The 21,243-nt window shown below is 58.4% G+C and carries 17 protein-coding genes and 1 pseudogene; 15 read left to right on the top strand and 3 right to left on the bottom strand.

The features are described 5' to 3' along the window. Positions 1-865: 865 nt before the first annotated feature. From SMC1_RS08560 to SMC1_RS08550, 3 genes are all read left to right on the top strand, one after another. Positions 866-2,155, top strand: a complete 1,290-nt coding sequence (locus SMC1_RS08560) for a HEPN domain-containing protein (RefSeq protein ID WP_119086366.1) — start codon at positions 866-868, stop codon at positions 2,153-2,155. 1,049 nt (positions 2,156-3,204) lie between these two features. Next, on the top strand, positions 3,205-4,125 hold the full coding sequence (locus SMC1_RS08555; protein WP_119086365.1) for a putative manganese transporter: 921 nt from the start codon (positions 3,205-3,207) through the stop codon (positions 4,123-4,125). Positions 4,126-4,195: 70 nt separating this feature from the next. Further along, positions 4,196-4,594: a Fur family transcriptional regulator gene (locus SMC1_RS08550; protein ID WP_165849375.1), complete on the top strand. Its 399-nt coding sequence runs from the start codon at positions 4,196-4,198 to the stop codon at positions 4,592-4,594. Between the two features lie 4 nt (positions 4,595-4,598). On the opposite strand, the gene SMC1_RS08545 is transcribed toward SMC1_RS08550, so the two are convergent. Continuing rightward, positions 4,599-5,732: an aldo/keto reductase gene (locus SMC1_RS08545; RefSeq protein ID WP_119086363.1), complete on the bottom strand. Its 1,134-nt coding sequence runs from the start codon at positions 5,730-5,732 to the stop codon at positions 4,599-4,601. Between the two features lie 182 nt (positions 5,733-5,914). On the opposite strand from SMC1_RS08545, the gene SMC1_RS08540 reads away from it, so the two are divergent. The 12 genes from SMC1_RS08540 to SMC1_RS08485 all read left to right on the top strand — a co-directional run bounded on the left by SMC1_RS08540 (position 5,915) and on the right by SMC1_RS08485 (position 18,870). Continuing rightward, complete coding sequence (locus tag SMC1_RS08540) at positions 5,915-7,120, top strand: D-alanine--D-alanine ligase family protein (RefSeq protein ID WP_165849374.1); 1,206 nt, start codon at positions 5,915-5,917, stop codon at positions 7,118-7,120. A 9-nt stretch (positions 7,121-7,129) separates the two neighbouring features. Next, positions 7,130-7,915, top strand: coding sequence for an alpha/beta fold hydrolase (locus SMC1_RS08535; protein WP_207799378.1), 786 nt, complete (start codon positions 7,130-7,132; stop codon positions 7,913-7,915). Continuing rightward, positions 7,912-9,522 (top strand): Mur ligase family protein, encoded by a 1,611-nt coding sequence (locus tag SMC1_RS08530; protein ID WP_119086360.1) that lies wholly within the window; start codon positions 7,912-7,914, stop codon positions 9,520-9,522. Before SMC1_RS08535 ends, SMC1_RS08530 begins: the two co-directional genes overlap by 4 nt. A gap of 210 nt (positions 9,523-9,732) precedes the next feature. Next, positions 9,733-10,284, top strand: coding sequence for a dCTP deaminase (gene dcd, locus SMC1_RS08525; RefSeq protein ID WP_119086359.1), 552 nt, complete (start codon positions 9,733-9,735; stop codon positions 10,282-10,284). 1 nt (position 10,285) lies between these two features. Beyond that, positions 10,286-11,296, top strand: a complete 1,011-nt coding sequence (locus tag SMC1_RS08520) for a LacI family DNA-binding transcriptional regulator (protein ID WP_119086358.1) — start codon at positions 10,286-10,288, stop codon at positions 11,294-11,296. A gap of 2 nt (positions 11,297-11,298) precedes the next feature. Continuing rightward, positions 11,299-12,237 (top strand): ribokinase, encoded by a 939-nt coding sequence (locus tag SMC1_RS08515; protein WP_165849373.1) that lies wholly within the window; start codon positions 11,299-11,301, stop codon positions 12,235-12,237. A 22-nt stretch (positions 12,238-12,259) separates the two neighbouring features. Continuing rightward, positions 12,260-13,276 (top strand): BMP family ABC transporter substrate-binding protein, encoded by a 1,017-nt coding sequence (locus tag SMC1_RS08510; RefSeq protein ID WP_119086356.1) that lies wholly within the window; start codon positions 12,260-12,262, stop codon positions 13,274-13,276. 12 nt (positions 13,277-13,288) lie between these two features. Beyond that, entirely contained in the window at positions 13,289-14,839 is a 1,551-nt protein-coding gene (locus SMC1_RS08505; protein WP_207799376.1) for an ABC transporter ATP-binding protein, read from the top strand. Continuing rightward, positions 14,820-15,857, top strand: a complete 1,038-nt coding sequence (locus tag SMC1_RS08500) for an ABC transporter permease (protein WP_119086354.1) — start codon at positions 14,820-14,822, stop codon at positions 15,855-15,857. Before SMC1_RS08505 ends, SMC1_RS08500 begins: the two co-directional genes overlap by 20 nt. Further along, the gene (locus SMC1_RS08495; RefSeq protein ID WP_119086353.1) at positions 15,854-16,744 is read left to right on the top strand and encodes an ABC transporter permease; all 891 of its coding nucleotides are present in this window, start codon (positions 15,854-15,856) and stop codon (positions 16,742-16,744) included. The genes SMC1_RS08500 and SMC1_RS08495 overlap by 4 nt, the downstream gene beginning before the upstream one ends. Beyond that, entirely contained in the window at positions 16,741-18,120 is a 1,380-nt protein-coding gene (locus tag SMC1_RS08490; protein ID WP_119086352.1) for an ADP-ribosylglycohydrolase family protein, read from the top strand. Before SMC1_RS08495 ends, SMC1_RS08490 begins: the two co-directional genes overlap by 4 nt. A 21-nt stretch (positions 18,121-18,141) precedes the next feature. Then, the gene (locus SMC1_RS08485; RefSeq protein ID WP_119086351.1) at positions 18,142-18,870 is read left to right on the top strand and encodes a nucleoside phosphorylase; all 729 of its coding nucleotides are present in this window, start codon (positions 18,142-18,144) and stop codon (positions 18,868-18,870) included. Between the two features lie 88 nt (positions 18,871-18,958). Here the strand turns inward: SMC1_RS08485 and SMC1_RS08480 are convergent, their stop codons facing one another. Both SMC1_RS08480 and SMC1_RS08475 read right to left on the bottom strand, forming a co-directional pair. After that, positions 18,959-19,987: a DUF2804 domain-containing protein gene (locus SMC1_RS08480; protein WP_119086350.1), complete on the bottom strand. Its 1,029-nt coding sequence runs from the start codon at positions 19,985-19,987 to the stop codon at positions 18,959-18,961. 78 nt (positions 19,988-20,065) lie between these two features. Further along, positions 20,066-21,243 (bottom strand): annotated as a pseudogene (locus tag SMC1_RS08475) (hypothetical protein); the annotation flags it as partial.

The raw sequence follows: 21,243 nt of genomic DNA, 5'->3' as shown, positions 1-21,243 counted from the left end.
AAGGCTCTCAGTGAGTTGCACAGGTTCTCGTTCTCGTCAAAATGAAGTATCGTGAGTTCTTACGCGGTGCAGCAACAGCCTAGTCAAGCGCCTGCGGCTCCGTGGGGGCTCTAGACAACCATAGGAGGTAACGATGTCAGGTACAGCCAGAGAGACCGACGGAACAATGTACATGCCGAACTTGACCGACTTGGGAAGTGGATTGCCGGAAGAGCTACTTGGCGCTTGGACGCGCCAAGTCGGTCGAGCTCAAGGATTTCCTGGCAGAGCAGACTATCAGAACTATCAAGGAATGGATGCACGCTAGAGATGGAAGCAATGTCTCTTCAACCTCTCATGCTCAGGAAGAGCCCGCTTTTCTCACGCATGGCTCGGCTGGGACTGTGCCAAACCTGCCCATGCTGGCCCTGATTAGCTCTTGGCTGGAGGCACTGGTGGTTCACGTGGGTACTCAACGAGGCATCATACGTACAGGCCCTCAAGAAGGGCATCCTTCCCCTCAATGGAGCCGAGGAATACCGGAAGAGCACTGCGCGCTGAAGGAGACCAGGAGAGAGAAGCATCTGGGTCGCGCGACTGCCACCAGGGTAGTTGCGACCAGAGAGGACTCGCCGTCATTCCCTGTAAGTTCGGAGTCATCCTTGACCATCGCAGGTTCGCGCGATGCGAGAAGGGCGCACCGGATGCCAGGCGTTGAGAGCGTTCGCCTCAGATTGCGTGAAGGCGACCCTCCAGACGCGAGAGTCTATCAACATGGCTTGTCAGGTTTCGGCAGCAGTCACCGCGGAACACACTGCGCTGCGGATGTGTGAGTACCAAAGGATTTCACGCCCGCTCCTGACGGCGGCGTTGCTGAGGAGGACTCGTGAAGGACAATGAGGCCGGTTTGGCGACTGAGCTCCTGAGAATCGTGAACGCCACGAAGCGAGCACAATTCCGATTCGGCTCAGGGTGCTTCATGATAGACCGGGAATCCTATGAGGTTGGGCCCGAGGCTATCGACAGCTACAGACGTTTCCCCTGGCGACTATTGATGCATAGCGGTGCAGAGGAGCACTTCTCTTTGTCCGCAGTGGGCACGATGGTGAGCCGATCAGTCGCCCGCCTTGTCGATGGACAGGCAACAGTCGAGACTGCCGAAGCCGAGCTTCACGGGATCCTTCAGACCCTTTCTGTCCCGCCACCAGAGCAGACAGTACTTCGAGAGCTCACCGGTATTGAACTCCCGCCAAGAACAACGCCTCTTGCACTTGCTGGGGGCAAGGTTGCGCGCTTCACCAAACGGGATCGCAGCCGCCTACTGAGGCAGTACCGGGAGTATGCTCGCTCCGTCATTACGAAACCACAGCTTAGGAGAAGTGTTGCCGACGCGATGGCGCCTGATCTTAACGACTTCGTGGGAAAGACGGTGTTGTGGTCGACACATGCTGCAGAGCCAATACGGGCAGAGGAGCTCTCACTTGGGATGGCGCACCGAGTCTGTACGCTTCTGCGCTATGGCTGCATGTCTCTCCGCTCTGATGGGAACGAGATGGCGATTGGCATCGGCTCGGTCCAGTCCACGCACTGTCTTATCATTCCAGAAGAGGGATTCATCCAGTCAAGCTGGGCACGCACCGGGAAAAGCCGTTCCTGGACGATCAAACCTCCCGACAGGGCCGGTATGCGGAAAGCCGGGGTCTTCGTCCTGTCTGCCTTGTATGAGGAGTCGGAAAGCGGTCGGGGACTCCCCGGCGGATCATTCCACAGTGTTCTGCTCCAGGTACTTCACTGGGCGGATGTCTCTCTGGACCAGCCTGACAACAGCTCGCGGATACTCGCCCTGACCGTTGCCTTGGAGACTCTCTTCTCCTACGGAGCCTCTCCCGTGAGGTCGGCAGTAGCCGAGGGAACAGCAATGGTCATCTCCCGAAATGTGGCAGAACGGAAACATATCTCGGCGCGAATCAAGAAGTTATACGACAAGCGTTCAGACGTTGCACATGGTCGAGCCGTGGAAACTCTGTCCCTTTCCGACGTGCGCGAGATGGAGAACTGCGTCAGACTCACCATCCGCGTGCTCTGCCACCATATGGACGAATTCGATTCTCTGGACAGTTTCTCGGAAGCGCTCGCGACGGCGAGGTTGAGTGGACGCTTGTTCCGGGCGCGCTAGGTCTACTCCTGACCGTGAGCCACAACCTCGGCACGGCACATGGTGCTCGCGATGCGAGACTTGCGCGTCAAACACGCGGACAAGAACCTCTGTAGTCTCGGCTGCGGCGTCTTGCGACCCGAGTGCTCGCGGTCCTCTTGCGAATGTGAGAGGTGTAAGGGGTGCGGGCGAAGATCCTCAGGCGATTTTCCTCGAGAAGCACGGAGTGATTGCCATAGTGAGAAGACTGCAGTAGTACAGTAGTAGTTCTAGAGACTTGGGTACTTGAGCACGGGGAGGACACTCCCGGGATTGTGGACAGAGAGAGCTATCCTCGCCTGTGTTCTAGTGCTGCAGCACTTGGGAGCTCACGGTTCTCGTGGTTCGTCGAATGTTCAACAATCTTGCTAAGTGTAGACAACTCCGTGAGCAGAAGGTTCCAACTCGAACTGCTGTGGTCCACCACACGACCACTGTCACCCCTACCTCTGACTGGCGCCTGACCGTTCGATCTGCACTTGCCGGGTATGAGTTGTCTCGAAGGACCGCATCTGAAGCGCACTGACTAGCGCATTGACGGAGAGTCGTGAGGTGCCACCAATCCCCCTATCTCCACCACGACCTCATCAATACTGCGATCATTGCGCCATCAGTGATCGGTTTTCAGTGACGGAGCGCTGCTTGAACTCGTCAACTTCCCCATGATGGCAATAGCCTTGTTGCGGTTGCCGTGTCTCTTTCTTGACGATACCACCAGCAGCGTCAGCGCGGAGGGAGTTGCGTCAACTGCCAAGAGACAAGGAATGGGTTCCCGCCTTCGCGGAGAGCTGGACGAACACACTCGGGGGGATAACAAATTCAAGATGGGTTCCCGCCTTCGCGGGAACGACGGATAGGATGGGTCCCGCCGATGGATGGAGATGCAGTGTTCTTGCCGGTGGTGCCAACTTCTCACCAATTGGAGGCCGATGATGCCGAAATCATGGTCTATGGGTTGATGTCGTCCTCGCGCGAGTATACTTGTGATTGTCTTGCTGCAAGTCATTTGCATGTAGAGAGGAGGTTGGCCTGTGGTGAAAGTTATTCTGGATGCTCTCAAGGATACCCTCAACATGGTGCCAATCCTGTTTGGGGTCTACCTGGTCCTGGAATACGTTGAGGCGAGGTGGCAGCAGCGAATCGTCGATGCTGTCGAGAAAGCGGGGCATGTCGGGCCTCTTGTCGCAGCAGTAGGGGGCGCCATCCCCCAGTGTGGTTTCTCGGTCATGGCAAGCGCATTGTATACGCAGCGACTCCTCACGATGGGCACGATCGTCGCCGTGTATCTTGCCACATCTGACGAAGCCCTCCCCATCCTTCTCTCGAAGCCGGACAAGGCACACGTTGTGCTTCCCCTTATCGGCATCAAGGTGTTGCTTGCCATCGCAGGGGGATATCTCGTGGACGCATTCATGCGGTCCGAAAATCACAGGCGTACGCAGGAATGCCAGGACCGTCAGAAAGCTCAGCGGGAGGCAGTGAGGATTGGTGAGCAGAGCTGTTCCTGCGATGGCACCCGTGCATCATGTACGTGTGAGGAGACCGGCAGCATCGACTGGAAGGAGATCCTGTGGTCCGCGACGAAGCGGACGGCTCAGATCATCCTGTTTGTTCTGGTGACATCGCTGGTCATCGGGTTGCTCATCAATCGCATCGGGCAGGAGAACCTGTCGCGTGTATTCCTGACTCACACGGTCTTTCAGCCTGTTCTGGTAGCCCTTCTCGGGCTCATCCCGAATTGTGCTGCCAGTGTGGCGGTCACGCAGCTGTACATCGCGGGTACAATCAGCTTTGGCTCGACAGTGGCGGGTCTCGGGGCTGCGGGTGGGCTAGGACTCGTTGTTCTCTTTCGTGAGAACCACGATATGAAGAATACGCTAAAGGTCATTGGCTGGCTGCTCGGTATCAGCATTGCTGCCGGCATCGTCATACAGTCTCTGTCAGGGAAGTAACATCATGGGCTCAGCGGACAGGAACGATACGGGCAGGCGTCAGCTTTCTGGACAGCTGAGAGGGTTCCGGATGACCAGGGATCGTCGCACCATTCTGCAGGTCCTGGGTGAAGTCTGTATTCCACTGACAGCCGACGACGTTCTCAAAAGGGTGAACACAGCTGTGCCGGGCATAGCGCTGTCAACGGTCTATCGTACCCTCGATGAACTCGTCAGTCGCGGCAGCGTGCAACGGACGTTGTTGAGCAATGACGGCCGTTCATTCTTTGAGTTGATGGGCAATGCTCATCGGCACTATATGGTTTGCCTTGGGTGCCACCACATGTTTCCGATCAGCAGCTGTCCTGTAGAGGATTTTGCAAACAGTGCGGCCGAAGCGCTGGATTTTGAGGTCACTGATCACAGCCTCGTATTGTACGGGTACTGCCGTCATTGCCGTTCAGGACGACAATCTCCAGGATCGGAGTAGAGAATCAGCCGAGTTGCTCAGCGACGTTGGCCAACTGATCGCGAATGGAGATGTGCTGTGGGCACTTATCCTCGCATGCTCCGCAACGGATGCAGCTGTCAGCTGACGAACCTTCGCTTTTCATCTGGCCGTATCTCTTGCGTTGCACATCCCAGCTTCCGAACATCGAACCTTCATTGACAAGCTGGAACATGCCCGGGATGTTGACGCCCTGCGGACAGGGCATGCAATAGCTGCAAGCTGTACAGGAGACACAGACGAGGGCGTTGTAGGCATCCCTGACGCGTGCGATCAGGTCCAGGTCGCCGGGAGCCAGCATGCCGGTTTCTGACATGCCCGCAGCGTCCAGATTCTGCTGAACCTGTGTCAGAGTGCTCATGCCACTGAGTAGCAGCGAGACCTCGGGGTGGCTCCATACCCAGTCCAGAGCCCATTCAGCCGCCGACCGTCTGGTCGAGGCTGCGTCCCACATTGCTGAGATTTCTGCGTTTGGCACTGCCAGTTTCCCCCCGCGTAGAGGCTCCATGACGACGATCCCCAGTCCCCTGGATGCCGCATAGTGGAGCCCGTTGGTGCCCGCCTGCATCTCTTCATCGAGGAAGTTGTACTGGATCTGGCAGAATGTCCAATCCTGATAGGCGTCGACGATTTCCCGGAACACTGCATTGTTGTCGTGGAACGAGAAGCCCAGATAGCCGATACGGCCCTCCCGCACGCGTTCGTGCGCCCATTCGAGGACCCTCGCATCACGCAGTTTGTGCCAGCGCTCAGCGTTGAGGCCATGCAACAGGTAGAACTCGACGTGGTCGGTCTGCATACGCTGCAGCTGTTCTTCGAAATAGTGGGTCATGTCTGCCTGTGACTCGATGAGCCAGGAGGGCATCTTGGTTGCAAGGTGCACCTTGCAACGGTAGCCTTCCTGGAGGGCTTTGCCGACGAGCGTTTCACTCTTGCCCCCGTGATACGGGTATGCCGTATCGACGTAGTTGATCCCTCCGTCGATGCCGGTACGAAGCATAGTAATGGCCTGCTGCTCGTCGATGACCGAAGGATCTTCGCCAACAGTAGGCAGTCTCATCGTGCCAAATCCGAGTGCAGACGGCTTCCAATCGAGTCTTCCGAATGACCTGTAGTTCATCTGGCCTATCCTTTCATAGACAATTGTTCGTATTCCAATATATAACGTCGGGCGTCTCTGTCAAATTCGTTCGGTCCGTTGCAATACGGTTCAAAGGGAATACACTGAATGTGCATGAAATCAGCAATTCACGGGCTTTTCAGGAAACATTGTCCCTGCGGGGCCAGTGTAAGGAGCTATGGATGAAGAAGAGAGTCGCCGTTGTTTTCGGTTCGCGCTCAGTGGAGCACGAGGTCTCTATCATTACCGCCGTTCAGGCCATGAATTCTCTGGACGAGGAGCAGTTCGAGGCCGTCCCGCTCTACGTGTCCAAGGAGGGCGTCTGGTTCACAGGAGAAGCCCTGAAAACGATGGATGTGTTCTGTGATCTCGTCAGTCTTCCGGGCAAGGTACAGCGCGTGCAGCTGCAGCCCTTTGCCGGAAAAACGACCTTTGTAGTGCCGGCTTCGCATAGAGGCTTCATGGGCCGTGGTATAGATGTGGAACCGCTGGCTGTCGACGTTGCACTGCTGTGTAACCACGGTACCAACGGTGAAGACGGGACGATGCAGGGCATGTTCGAACTGCTGGGGATCCCCTACACGAGTGCAGGCGTGACCGGCTCTGCACTGGGCATGGATAAGGTGTTCCAGAAGCAGCTGTTTGTGGCAGCCGGAATCCCCGTCGTTCCGTACGTCAGTTTTAGCAGGCGCACATGGCGTGCTTCGCCGGATGACTGTCTTCGTGCAGCTGAGCAGCGCCTGCACTTTCCCATGTTTGTGAAACCGGCGAACCTGGGATCCAGCGTCGGCATCACGCGCGCGACAGATCACGACACGCTGCGATACGCACTGGAGGTTGCGAGTCAGTTCGACCGCAAGTTGCTGGTGGAGCAGGCCGTTGTCCATCATCGTGAGGTAAACTGTGCCGTTCTGGGCAATGACGATCCAATACCGTCGGCGTGCGAGGAAGTCTTCAGCTCGCGCGCCTTTCTCGACTACGACGCCAAGTATAAGGTGGGGTACAAGACCACGGCTGGGTCAGATAGTGGTATCCAGAAGGCGGAGGCCCGCAAGGTGCCGGCGAATCTTGGCGATGACCTTACCCATCGCGTGCAGGAACTGGCGTGCCGTGCATTTACCACTCTCGATTGCCGGGGCGTCGCCCGGGTCGACTTCCTGATCGATGAATCTGGAGCCGTCTACGTCAACGAGATCAACACGATTCCAGGCGCCCTGTCGTTCTACCTATGGGAAGCTGTGGGCATGCAATACCGGGATCTGCTCACGAAGTTGATCGATCTCGCCTGCAAAGCATTCGAAGACCGCAGGTCGAACGTCGTCAGCTACGATGTGTCAGATCTGCTGAGGCTAGGTTCAGAGGGCAAGTCCGGAACCAAGAACGTCTGACGGAGTATGATGGCTACCACGCTCGTCGACGGCATCACGCTTGCATATGTAGACGAAGGGTCCGGAGACCCTGTCGTGCTACTGCATGGCTGGGGAGGTCAGGCGGTCAGCATGATGCCCCTCATTGTGGGACTTCGGGACAAGTACCGGGTTCTTGCTTTCGACCTTCCAGGTTTCGGTGGCAGCAGCCCTCCTGCGGTTCCTTGGGGCACGCCTGAATATGCTGCCTTCGTCGAGGAAGCGGTGGCGTCTCTGGGGATCTCGCGCGCGACGTACATCGGACACTCGTTTGGTGGCCGTATCGCCATATGGTTGGCGGCGCACGCGCCTGAAGCTGTCCAGGCTCTCGTCCTGGTCGATGCCGCTGGCATCAGACCTCCGGCAACGTTCAGGCGGCGCATGCGGCGACTTTTCTACAAGACCGCCCAGACAGTCCTGCGTCTTCCGATTCTTGGGGCGAAGGGGCCCGCGCTGCGGGAACGCCTTGCCATGCGGTTTGGAAGTGTCGACTACCGTGCGATGGCTGGCGTGATGAGGGCATCCATGGTGAGGACCGTCAATCTCGACCTTACCGCATGTCTTGGGGCCGTCAGCGCGCCGACGCTGCTTCTGTGGGGGGAAAAAGACACCGAAACGCCCATTGCGGATGGACGAAAAATGGAACAGCTGATCAGGGGGTCACGACTTATCGTTATTGCAGGAGCGGGTCACTTCAGCTACCTCGACAGTCCGGCATTCGTGAATGCGGTGGTCAGCGCATTCCTTCACGGAACGCGAGAAGGGGCGACGAGATGAGAGGTTTGGCTCAACTCCTTGCAGTACTGGCCGTCGCTACTGCCTTCGCTCTTGCTTTGGCAAGAATCGTCCATCTTCTTCATATGCTGCAGCTCGAGGAATACGATATCCGGCGGTTCGTGCATTGGGTTGCCCTCCACGTCGACTATCTGGCTGCCAATCCGATGCTTGACCTCCTTGGCCTCCTTGGGGTCGTCGTGCTGTTCCTGTACCTTGAATCGGCATCTTCGATCGTCATCGCCTGCAGCCTGTCGATAGTTATTGGCCTGGCAGGACTCCTGTGGGAACTCCGTCTCTGGGTACGGAGTCCAGTGAAGAAGGCTCTGGTTATGACTCCGCGCGCGCGACGCCTGCTGGGGTGTGCTGCAATCCTTAGCGCGGGGATTTGTCTGGTACCATTTGCTGGACAGGCAAGACTCGCCCTCGCGATAGCCTGGCTCCTGCCGACGCTGGCTCCTGCCGTTCTGGTTATCAGCCGCACGATCATGGAGCCCATCGAGGCGTCGATACGGGACTGGTACGTCAGAGACGCCAGCAGGATCCTTGCCGGGTTTGCTCCGACTGTGGTCGGCATCACCGGGAGCTATGGCAAGACGAGCACCAAATTCTTCACGGCGCAACTGCTGGAGTCACGCTATCGTGTTCTGATGACGCCCGAGAGCTATAACACGGCCATGGGCATCTGTCGGGTCATTCGCGGACAGCTCGGCCCAGAACACGAGGTGTTCGTGGTTGAACTCGCCGAGAACGAGAAGGGTGGATTTGAGCATCTTCTCAGTCTAGTCCCCTGCAGTATCTCGATCGTGACGTCGGTCGGTCTGCAGCACCTCGAGGAGTTCGGTTCCGAGGCTGCCATCCGGCGTGTCATGAAGGAATTCGTCAGGATGCCTCGCAGCGGATCCACGGTCGTCCTGAACGCCGATGATCCTGTCCTTGCAGAAATCGGGAGCGTACAGGGGAAGAGAATCCTGAGCGCGAGCGCAGGCGGATCGTTGTCATCTGACTTGCATGCCGAGAACATCGTGATGAGTGCTGACGGTCTGTCCTTTGACATCGTGATGAGTCAGGATGAGCAATTCGCATGCCATACGAAGCTGCTTGGCCGGCACAACGTTGAGAACATCCTGCTGGCGGTCGCAGTGGCGCGTGAGCTGGGGGTGTCCTGGAACGCTATCCAGGATAGTGTTGCCACACTGCAGGCACCTCCTCATCGGCTACAGGTGATGGCTGGCGCTGGCGGCGTTCGCATCATCGATGATGCTTTCAACTCGAATCCTGCCGGGTTTGCCATGGCGATGGAGGTGCTGGCCGCTTTTCCTTCGCGACGGGTTCTCGTCACCCCCGGGCTGGTCTCGCTGGGCAAAGCGGAGGACACGGAAAACATCGAGGCGGGCAGGCAGGCGGCTGGAGCAGCTGACACAGTCATCCTGGTCGGCCCGAAAAAGACTCGACCGGTCCGCGAGGGGCTGCTGTCGGCTGGTTTCCCGGAGACGAACATCCTCACGGCTCGTTCCCTTGAGGAGGTCACGGGGCTCATGCGAAGCCTGCTGACACCCGGTGACACGGTGATGTTTGAGAACGATCTCCCTGACACCTACAATGAGTGATGTGATGTCCGAGAGAGCGGTGGCCAGGAACGCGGGTGATCGATCGCGGCGCGTACCGGAAGCCTGAACCAGACACAGGCAGGTCGGCTTGTGAAATGCCGGCACTGGTGCCGCCCAATCGAGGCCTGCTGGCTGTCAACCTTGAAGTTTGGATGCTTCTGAACACAATGGTAGCGCTTGCAGGCGAAAATCGGGATTTGGAGGCGGGAGATGGGAATCAAATCTGACACCTGGATCGCGGCCCATGCATTGGCTGGCATGATCGAACCGTTTGCATTAGACTGTCCCAAGGGCGTCGTCTCATATGGCGTGTCGTCCTATGGATATGACATGCGTGTGGCGGACGAGTTCAAGGTCTTCACCAATGTCTTCAATGCCATTGTCGATCCAAAGGCGTTTACCGGGCGAAGTTTTGTGGACATGAACGGTGACTCCTGCATCATCCCGCCGAACTCCTTCGCTCTTGCACGCAGTCTCGAGTACTTCCGGATTCCCCGGGATGTCTTGTGCCTTGTCATTGGCAAGAGTACATATGCTCGAGCGGGCATTATTGTTAACGTGACGCCGCTTGAACCCGAATGGGAAGGTTTCGTGACCATCGAGATCAGTAACACGACGCCGCTCCCCGTCAAGGTCTATGCCAACGAGGGGATTGCTCAGGTCCTCTTCATGGGAGCAGATGACATGTGTAGCGTCTCCTATCAGGACAAGAAGGGGAAGTACCAGAACCAGACAGGTATCTGGCTGCCGAGGGTAGAGTAGCATGAGGGATATAGCGCGAAAACTCGGCATTTCCACAAGCACGGTATCGCGGGCGTTCTCCAAACCGGAGATGGTGCGGCCAGAACTGTGTGAGCGCATCCTGGAGATGGCCAGGGAGTTGGACTACAAGCCCAACCCTATCGCACGCGCCATGGTCCTTGGCCAATCCGATCTCATTGGGCTTGTGGTTCCAGACATCACCAACCCCTTTTTTCCAGCTATCGTGCGCGGCGCGGAGGACGAAGCATGCAAGCATGGCCTGAACCTCATCGTCTGCAATAGCGACGGTCATGTGGCCAAGGAGAAGCAGTACCTGCATTCTCTGCATGATCTGACTGTGGCGGGAGTCATCGTGGCCAGCGCTTCCCGAAGAGATGCGTATGTGGCAGAGCTGGCGGCCGGTGTCCCCGTTGTTGTCATGGACCGTAGACTCTCCGGTTCCCTGGTTTCACAGGTGAGTGCCGACAACTACAGTGGGAGCAAGGCTGTGGTCGACTACCTGGCGGGACTGGGGCATCGCAAACTGCTGTATCTGTCTGGCCCTCCGATGATCTCCACAACTGAGGACAGGCTCCGAGGGTTCCGTGACCAGTGCCGTCTGCACCATATCGACTTCGATGTCGTGCGTGCTGGTTTTGGGATCGACGACGGCTACGGAGCCATGAAACAGGCCGAGCTCATGATGGACGGAACGACGGGTGTCGTCTGTGCCAATGACTTATGTGCGTTTGGCGCTCTGGCGAGACTTGCGGAAGTGGGCATCCCGGTGCCGGAACGGATATCGGTCACTGGTTTTGACGACATCGCGTTTGCGAGGATTTTCAGTCCATCGTTGACGACGGTTCGACAGCCCACCTATGAGATGGGGCGGCGGGCAGTGAGAGCGATTCTCGACATGAGAGCCGGTCATGTATCATGTCAGCCGGTGGTTCTCCCGACGGAGCTTGTGGTCCGGGATTCGACGGCGCTCCGGAATACTTCGGCAGAGCATTCTTCGGCAACTTCCCTGTAGTCATGGTCGTATCATTCGGCAGCATCAACATGGACCTGGTTGTCCGGTGCGAGCGTGTGCCGGATCACGGTGAGACCGTTGTCTCGACTGGATGGTTCACTAACCCGGGCGGGAAAGGTGCGAACCAGGCGGTGCAGGCTGCCCGGCTGAGAGCGGAGAGTGTCCTGGTGGGGCGCGTGGGATCAGACGTTTTTGGGCGGGACGTGATGAATGGGTTGTCGGCTTCTGGAGTGAACGTCGTCGGCGTAACGGTGGATCCCATCTTGTCGACAGGGGTTGCGTGCATCCTGGTGGAAAGAGGCGGCGAAAATCGCATTGTGGTCGTCCCGGGCGCCAACGGTGCCGTCGGTGCCGCCGAACTCAAGACGCTGGGCGGTTTGCTGCAGCCCGGGGTCGTTCTCCTGCTGCAGTGCGAAATCCCGTTTGCGGTCGTTCGGGAGGCTGCTCACGTGGCGCACCTGAGAGGAGCTACCGTCATCCTCGACCCTTCGCCCTGGGGGTCCGTCACACTGACGGCAGGAGTATTCGCCGATGTGGATTACCTTATGCCGAACGAGGGTGAGGCCCGTGCGCTTGCCGGAACCGCCGATCTCAAAGAGGCCGCAGCAGTCCTTCTGGGTTTGGGCGCGAGGACCGTCGTCGTAAAGCGGGGAGAAAAGGGTGCGTTTGCGGTTGGCGCGTTCGAGAGCCCCGAGGTGCCCGCCTTTTCGGTGGTATCGGTCGATACGACGGCTGCAGGCGATTCTTTCCAGGGAGCATTTGCCGCGTCGATAGACCTGGGGTTTGACCCCGACATGGCGCTCTACCGGGCGATGGCTGCGGGTGCGCTGACGGTAACGCGGTCGGGTGCTCAGCAATCGATGCCGGATGAAGTGGAAGTCGCTGCGTTTCTTGAGTCAAGGCTGCACAGGGGAGACCACCTCCCGAAGCAGCAGATCTGAAGGACAAAGGAGAAGAGTCGACATGAAGAGAATACTGTGTATGCTGCTCGCGCTCATGATCATGAGCCTGTCATTTGCCGGTTGCAAGCCGACAGCGACTGGCCCTAAGACCGACAAAGTTGTCTACCTCATCAATGGAGCTCTTGGCGACAATGCGTTCTATGATTCTGGTCAGAAAGGGATCGACAACATCAAGAGCCAGTATGGAGTGGAGACCAGAACGATCGAGTGCAACTTCGATGCAGGCAAGTACGAGCCTGGGTTGGAGGCTGCTGTACAATACAGTGACGTCGTGTTCGTTATTTCCTATGCGTTCGAGGACAACCTGAAGGCGATGGCCGACAAGTACCCCGACAAGATCTTCGTCAACATCGACACGATTGTGCAGAACAGCAAGAGCACGATAACGTCCATCAAGTACGTCGAGGAAGAGAGCGCATTCCTCGCGGGCGTCTGTGCTGGTCTTACGACCACAGACATGAGCATCAAGAATATTAACGCCGACAAGGTCGTTGGCGTGGTCGCCGCGGCGGATGACCCGGTGGTGATGGCTTTTGTAAAGGCCTATGAGGATGGCGTCCACTACATCGACAAGACTATCAAGGTCGAGCGCGTCGTGCTCGCCGGCATCTGGGACGACCCGGCCAAAGGCAAGCAGGCCGCTCTCAGTCTCTATGACAAGAAGTGCGATGTTGTGTTCCAGGTTGCCGCCGCCACGGGCCTGGGCGTGCTCCAGGCAGCCAAGGAGCGTGGCCTGTACGCAATCGGCGTCGATACGAATCAGAACGATATCGAGCCCGGTTACGTCATCGCGTCGGACATCAAGGACGTGGGCAAGACCATCGAAGACGTCTACAAGACGATCAAGGACGGCACGTACAAGCCGGGTCAAGTTGTGAAGTACGGTATGAAGACCGGTACTGTCGATCTAGTGACCGAGGCGACGGTGCAAGTCCTTCCGCAGAGCATTGTCGATCGCATCAGTGAAGTCCGTCAGCAGATCATTGACGGTACGCTCGCCGTCACCAAGTACCAGTAGGACGGGCTGTTTGTGGCACGTGATGTCCTGATCGACCTGCAGCACATCACCAAGGTGTTTCCCCCGGACACCGTCGCGCTCTCTGACGTGTCAGTATCGTTTGAATCCGGCGAGATCCACGCGCTGGTCGGAGAGAACGGAGCCGGGAAGAGCACGCTCATGAAGGTGTTCTATGGCCTCGAGCGCCGTGACGCAGGGGACATCTTCTTCAAGGGTGCCAAGGTCGAATTCAGGACACCACGTGAAGCGATTTCCGCCGGGATAGGTATGGTGCACCAGGAGATCCTGCTCATTCCGGAGTACACGGTATGGCAGAACATCGTCCTGGGCGCCGAGCCCGTCCGCGCTTTCGGGACAATCGATGCTCATAAGGCGCGTGAAGCAGTGCGCCAGAGGATCGAGGAGTTTCAGTTCAACTTGGACCCTGACGCACTGGTAGGAGATATCTCGGTAGCTGCACGCCAAAAGGTCGAGATCCTCAAACTGCTCTACCGGAATGTCTCCGTGCTTGTTCTGGACGAGCCGACGGCGGTTCTGACGCCTCAGGAAATCCCCCAGCTGTTTGCCGAATTGGCGCGTCTCAGGGACAAAGGACACACGATCATCTTCATATCCCACCGGCTGGACGAGGTTCTGACCTTGAGTGATCGAGTAACCGTCATGCGACATGGCAAGATCGTCGGCACGTCCGCCGCGTCCGGACTGACGAAAGAGGATCTGGCCCGGCAGATGGTGGGCAGAGAGGTCCTGTTCACGTCGCGGCGCCAGCCTCAGGAACCCGGAGAGATCGTCTTCCGCGCGCGAGAGCTGAATTGCAACGACACCGAGCATCGCGCAAGACTGCGTGACGCGACCGTCGAAGTGCGTGCCGGCGAGATCGTAGGAGTGGCCGGCGTCGAGGGGAACGGCCAGTTCGAGCTGGTGAACGCAATCATGGGGCTGGCCTCAATGACATCTGGGACACTTGACGTGATGGGGAAGGACATTACGCATGCCGACATCCTGACCAGGCGGACGCTGATTGCGTTCGTTCCCCAGGACAGGGGAAAGATGGGCGCGAGCGTGGCGGCGTCCATTTTGGAGGATGCGATTATGACACACCACGTTCTTGACCCACGGTTCCGCACGTGGAGGGGGCTTGGGCTCGACTACCGGCATGCAGCTGAGTTTGTCGATCAGATTCGAGAGCAGTTTACTGTCAGCATGGGACACTCATCGGATCCGTTCCGATCATTGTCAGGCGGCAACCAGCAGAAGGTGATTCTCGGTCGTGAACTATTGCTGGAAACGCCGTTCGTCCTCATGGACCAGCCGACGCGAGGCCTGGACGTCGGTTCCATCGAGTATGTCCATCAGCTGCTCCTGAACCTGCGGAGCAGGAAACGGGCTGTCCTGCTGGTATCGGCCGACCTCGACGAACTATTCATGGTGGCCGACCGCATCGTCGTGATGTGCCAGGGCGAGGTGGTCGTGGACCTTGCTACGGACGCGACCAGTCGTGAGGAGGTCGGGTACTACATGCTCGGGGGAAAGGAAGCTGCACATGCGGAAACAGGCTCTTAGCGGGATTCTTGGCGTCCTGGCGGCGTTCGCCATTGGAGCGCTTGTATTGGCGCTCCAGGGGTTCAATCCGGTTGCGACCTACGGTGCGCTTCTCCAGTACTCGTTGTTCAGCGGGTCGGGATTCACTGCTACGGTGACGCGCGCCGTTCCCCTTATCCTGACAGGGCTCTCGGCCTCGATCGCGTTCGCCTCCGGTCCCGTGAACCTTGGACAGCCGGGTCAGCTCGTCATGGGAGCCCTGGGTGCGACACTGGTCGGGTTGTTCGTCCATCTGCCTTCGGCATTCCTTGTCCCGCTTTGTATCCTGGCATCTCTTCTCGGCGGCGCGCTGTGGTCGGGGCTTGCAGCACTTCTCAAACGTGCTTTCGCCATGGATGAGTTCATTGTCACGCTCATGCTCAACTTCATCGCCGACTACTTCGCGCTGTGGGTTATTACGTACCCCCTGTTCGACCCCTCTGCTTCGACTCCCATGACCAGGCCCATCAGTACCGCTGCATGGCTGCCGGATCTGGGAAGCGTGAACACAAGTGTCCTGTTCATGGTGCTTGCAGCAGTCGTCTGCTGGCTGATCATGAGCAGAGGCCGCAGTGGCTACGAATGGCGCATGACTGGGCAGAATTCGCTGTTTGCGAGGATCGGCGGATGCAAAGTGAATGCCAACTATGTCCGCGTCATGCTGGTCACCGGAGCTCTCGCGGGGCTTGCCGGAGGGCTGATGATCATGGGCGGCCCCCATCGCTTTGTGAAGGGGCTGGGCGCCAACTATGCCTGGGACGGTATCATGATCGCAGTCGTGGCCAGCAATGGCATTTCGGGAACCTTTCTCTATGGGTTGCTCTTCAGTGCACTGCAGCAGGGCGCCATAGGCATGGAACTCGTCACTGCCGTACCTTCGGAGTTCATCGATGTGCTGCAGGCAGTCATTGTGCTGGTCGTGGTAGCTGGCAGGGTTTCTCTGAACATGGTGTTCGACCGGCTGGCGACCAGGCGAAAACTGAAGGAGAGTGCGGGGTGAACGTCCTGTTTGGACTTGTCTCGGCCATGGTCGTCGGAGCCACACCGATCCTGCTGGCGGCCATTGGTGGGACATTCACCTTTTATGCCGGCATCTTCAACATCGCCATGGAAGGGATGATGCTGGTTGGTGCGTTCTGCGCAGTTCTCGGGTCGTTCTTCCTGCACAGCTGGTTCCTTGGCATTCTATGCGCGGTAGCTGGGGCGCTGATCATGGCCGGCATCTTCGTTCTGTTTGCCGTGAGACTTCATACGGACGAGTTCCTGACAGGCATAGCGCTGAACCTGTTCGCGGTGGGCCTGACGACGTTCTTGTTGCGCGATATCTTTCACGTCAAGGGAGCCTTCACCGATGCCGGTATCCGCGCGATTCCAGCCGTGAAGCTGCCGCTGATTGACGGAATCCCCTTTCTGGGGAGGTTGCTCAGTGGGTACAACGCTATCGTCTACGTCGCCCTCCTGGTGACTGTGCTGTCCGCGTTCGTCATCTTCCGGACTCGTTTCGGGCTCCGGCTCCGCGGTGCAGGCTATAACGCTGCGTGCCTGAGTTCGAGCGGCGTCCCGGCATCGACGATACGTATCTGGTCGCTCATCGTCTGTGCGGTATGCTGCGGTCTGGCAGGCGCGTATCTCTCTCTTGGGTATGTGCGGCTGTTTGCCGAAAACATGTCAGCTGGGCGCGGCTGGATCTCGCTGACGGCCGTCATTCTGGTCAGCGGGAATCCCTGGGGCATCGCGATCATCTCTCTGCTGTTTGGGTTCTTCGACGGTCTAACGGTATTCCTGCAAGGCAGTCGGATTCCTACCCAGTTCACGGCCATGATCCCCTACGTCGCGACGCTCGTTTCCCTGTACCTGTATTCCGTCCGCAAGAGGAGGCAGGCATGAGAATCAAGGCATGGCAAGCGGAACGCGACATACGGCGTTCTGCCGTTCCGCTGGACCGGCGCCTGCATCCAAGCAGCTGGTGTGAGCAGACCGCTGCCGAGAAGGGGCAGGATGAGGTGATGTTCATGCTCTGGGAGAGTTCTGTGCCGGGATCAGGCGCTCCGGAGTGCCTCTATCGCGAGGCAGCCCAGTCGATGGAGAATCAGGGCTTTGACGAGAGTGTGGCGGTATCGCTTATCCCAGAAGGCTTGCGCCTGGCTCATAGCGGAGATGCTCCTGCGCTGCGCGTACTCACCGCTCATTACCTCGACGCACTGTTTGCCGCACCGCAGGATCCTTTGTGCTCCTACCTCGGGTTCGAGCACCCTGGCTCGTGGGATGAAGTCTTGTCTCGCCTGCCCGCGGCTCATACGCCGCAGGAGGAGCAGCCGGATAGCGTCGAGGAGAAAACGTTGACAGGATGGGTCGGCCAGCTTGCGGGTGGCGCATTTGGCACTGCCATCGAGGGATATACAGGCCAGCGTATCTCAGAGGTCTATGGCGATGTCCGTTCCTATGTCACAGATCCTGAGACGATGAACGACGACGTTGTCTACGAACTGGCGCTCCTTGACGCTTTCGAGTCACATGGACACGGTCTTACGTCGCAGGACATTGCCGACGAATGGCTGCGGCAAATACCTTTTGGCTGGTCGGCAGAGTGGATTGCTATCCAGAACTTGCGTGCTGGTCTCACTCCGCCCGAATCGGGAAGCTACCGGAATCCATATTCGGACTGGATTGGTGTTCAGATGCGCGGGATGATTTGCGGGATGTTGGCACCGGGGCGACCACTTGAGGCGGTAAGGCTGGCTCATCTCGACGGGGTCGTGTCCCACGCGGCAAACGGCGTGTATGGGGGCATGTATGCGGCAGCGCTCACGGCCCTCGCTTATGTGCGCGATGATCCGCGTGTCGTTGCGGTTGAAGCGGCGGGATACGTTCCTCAGGGGAGCGAATACGCTGCCGTTCTGCACGAGTGTCTGGACATGGTCGCGCGGGAATCGGACGTCTCCTCGGCGCTTGCATGGGCCGAGCAACGGTTTGAGCAGTACAACTGGATCCATGCCTACCCGAACATGGCGGTGGACATCATCTCACTCTGGTATGGTGGTCAGGATATCACGGAATCATTTGCCCTGCTGGCGCGTGGCGGACTCGACATTGACTGCAATGCCGGTCTCGTCGGAACGGTTCTGGGTGTGATGGGTGGAGTCCCTGCCGTGTGGGCGGATCCCATCGGCGATCGGCTCGAAACGTATATTCCAGGCAAAGAACGACTCTCGATCCACGCCCTGGCGGAGCGAACGGCTCTGCTGGCTCGTGGCATGCTTTAGTATCCCAGGGAGGTAGATTCCATGGCACAGTTTCACTTGAAGTTTGAGGCAGAGGACCTTGCGCCGCACGTCATGCTGGTCGGGAACCCCCAGCGAGCCGAGCAGGTGTCGAAGCTGCTCCAGGGTGCTCGCCTGGTCAATGAATACCGGTATCTGCTTGTCTTCACGGGGATGTATGAGGGCGAACGGCTGTCGGTTGCCACGACGGGAATGGGGGCTCCATCAACAGCAATCGTCGTGGAGGAGCTGTGCAACCTTGGGGCGCGCGTGCTGCTCAGGGTTGGCTCGGCCGGGGGCATTGCGTCGGACGTCGATGCCGGGGACCTTGTCGTTGCCACGGGGAGTATCCGTGACGATGGAACGTCTCTCCAATACCTTCCACTGTCGTTCCCAGCAGTGCCGGATGCTGACCTCCTTCGCGTCACCATGGAAGCAGCCCGGGACGTTGTTCCGACGGCGAAGCACGGAGTCGTCATCAGCAGTGACGCATTCTACCGTAACTACGACAAGGACAAGATGAGCCTGATGATGCAGTCGGGCGTCAAGGCGATCGAAATGGAGAGCGGGTGTCTCTTCATCGTCGGTCAGTTCCGTGGCGTCCGCACGTCTGCCCTTTTTGCTGTTGACGGTAGCGTCACGAAGGACGCGATCAAGCCGAGGAGTGCCGAGGGCCTGTTCAAGACAGCCGAGGAGCAGAGCATTCGCATCGGTCTCTCTACACTGATCAGAGCATCGAAAGCGGGATTGTAGGCGCCTGACGCCTGGTCGACAGCAAACGCCTCGAACACCATATGCCCGGGGCGTTTGCTCTGAGTCGTTGTGCCCAGCCACGCATCGACTACCAGCGAGCGTAGTGGTCCTCGGCCGCTCCGACGAAGTCCGTGATTGCTATCGGATCTGAACCTTCTGGCGTCACGGTACCACTGTACCGGCCCACGAGCTGATGGATATGACTTTGGAGAGGACCGGCGTCCGTGTACGACTGACGGTCCACCATCGGGACGAACGACAGATCGACGTGCCCATCGGGGCAGCTGACGTGCCAGGGCTGCATGACGTGAGACTGATCATACGTGAAGGAGACGAGGCCCAGCTTGGTGAGATGCCCATCGACCATCACGGCGTTCTCGTTGTCGCCTCGGTCATGAAAACCACTGCACAGGTTGAAGCCAACCGTCTGGCCCTGCCGTGTTCGGCCTGAAGCTGTCGCCCACTTCCATGGCGTGACACTCTCGAGGAAGCCTCGACTCCAGTCCAGTTCGCCCAGTACTTCTGAACGATCGCACTCCCATGTTTCCTGTCCAACGCGGATAGTCCCTGTAGTGGGCATACAGGTTACCTTGGTCGTATAGGCGAAGCGTCCGTTCCTCAGGGGGTCGACGACACTCAGGGACTCGAGTTCCTCGGGCCAGCCGAGAAGCAGGTCGGCGTGGAGATCCTGTGGCCCATTGAACCGGTGCCAGTCGACGGTGACGTGTTTGCCTTCCGGCGTCATCTCAAACTGGAGGTACTTGGAGGTCCCTGCGCGGGCGCTGGTCGTCCCCCGGCGGGGATGGTCGGCCAGGACGACGCCGGTTCCGAAGGGGATGTTCGATGTGCGCTCCAGCAGGACGTTGCGTTTGATATCATACAGGTATGCTGTGAGGTTGGCCAGGTATCCCAGGTGAGCAATCTGCGCTGCGAAGAAGACTGTTGGTGTAGCGACGTAAGAATATTCCCACCGCTTGAGGCGCCACGCACTGAAGATGTGTCGATGCACCGACGCAGCAGCTGCCATGTTCACGTCGAACAGCGGTTGTCTGGCCCACCCGAAATTGATCAGGCCATCGCCGTTGACCATCGAAAGCGGCTCGGTGTGCTCGCCCACTATCTCCTCCTGTCTCAGTCTGAAAAGACTATGCCGAATAGTGTAGTCTCGTAACCCCCTCCAGCAATAAGGCTTCGGCTATTGCATCCAGGAACGGATTTTCTTCTCTGCGTCGGCCAGTCGGTCGCGTTCACGTTCGTCGGTCGTATAGCTCGAATAGATGTGCAGTACCGGGCGGTCCCTGTCAGGCAGCACAAGGGTGTACCCGTCTTCCTCACGTTGCTTGACCCCTTCGACGAACTCCGCCGTGTCACGATAGAGCTCGCTCATGCGACGCATGATAGTTCCCTTGGACTCCCACGGGCATGGCAGTTCGATGTGACTGGGATCCCGGGCCGGTGTCTCCTGCTTCAGCGTGACAAGGTCTTGTCCTGTCTTGGCAAGTGTCTCAAGGAGAAAACCGATGGAGAGCATACCGTCGTAGAAGGGGAGAGCGCGGGAGAAGATGAAGCCTCCCAGGATGTCCGCGCCGGCGTCGGTGTTTGTCGCTTCGCCGATAATATTGCGTGGCAGGGTTGAGCACCAGTGCACATCGACCCCCTGATTCCTGATATACCGCTCCAGCTCGATGGATGCCGTAATGGGAAGCGTTACTGAGTTCAGGACCCCGGACCGATGCCTGGAGCCAATCATGAGTGCCGTGGTACGGGTATCCGAAAGGATCTCACCGCTCCGGTCCACGATGAAGACCTTTTCGCCGGAGGCGTCCAGAATCACGCCGAACGCTGTTCCCAGTGACTTGACCATGGAAGACAGCCTTCGCTTGGCGTCCCGGAACTCAGACGCCGTCCTCACCGCCCTTCGCCCGTCAGCGTAGGCGTGCAGTGAGATGATCTCGAGGCCAAACTCCCCTGCAATGGCAGGAAAGAGCTGGACGGGAGTGCCATACGAGTAGTCGATGACGAACCGGATGCCGGACGACTGGATGGCGGCAACATCCAGGGAGCTCAGGAAGTAGTCACGGTACGACTCTACCACACGAGGCGGAATGTCGATGGTCCCCACTTCTTCGACGTCGGCGCGAGCAAATTCTTCCCGGAAGAACAGGCGCTCGATGGCTCCTTCCTGGGTGGTGGAAAGATCGAACCCTGACCGGTCATAGAATCGTATCGTCGTGAGTCGACGGTCGAATGGCGAGCGCATGACGTGAATGCCACCGCTGCCCGCGAACGACTTGACGGTGAACCGTGCCAGGGGCACTGGAGCTGCCTGGAGGTCCATGACGCGTACGCCGGTGCTCATGAGGCCTCCGATGA

The organism is Candidatus Cryosericum septentrionale (assembly GCF_003570995.1).
GTDB lineage: Bacteria > Caldisericota > Caldisericia > Cryosericales > Cryosericaceae > Cryosericum > Cryosericum septentrionale.
Note: the sequence above shows the minus strand (reverse complement) of the source record. Positions and strands in the feature narration are given on the sequence as shown.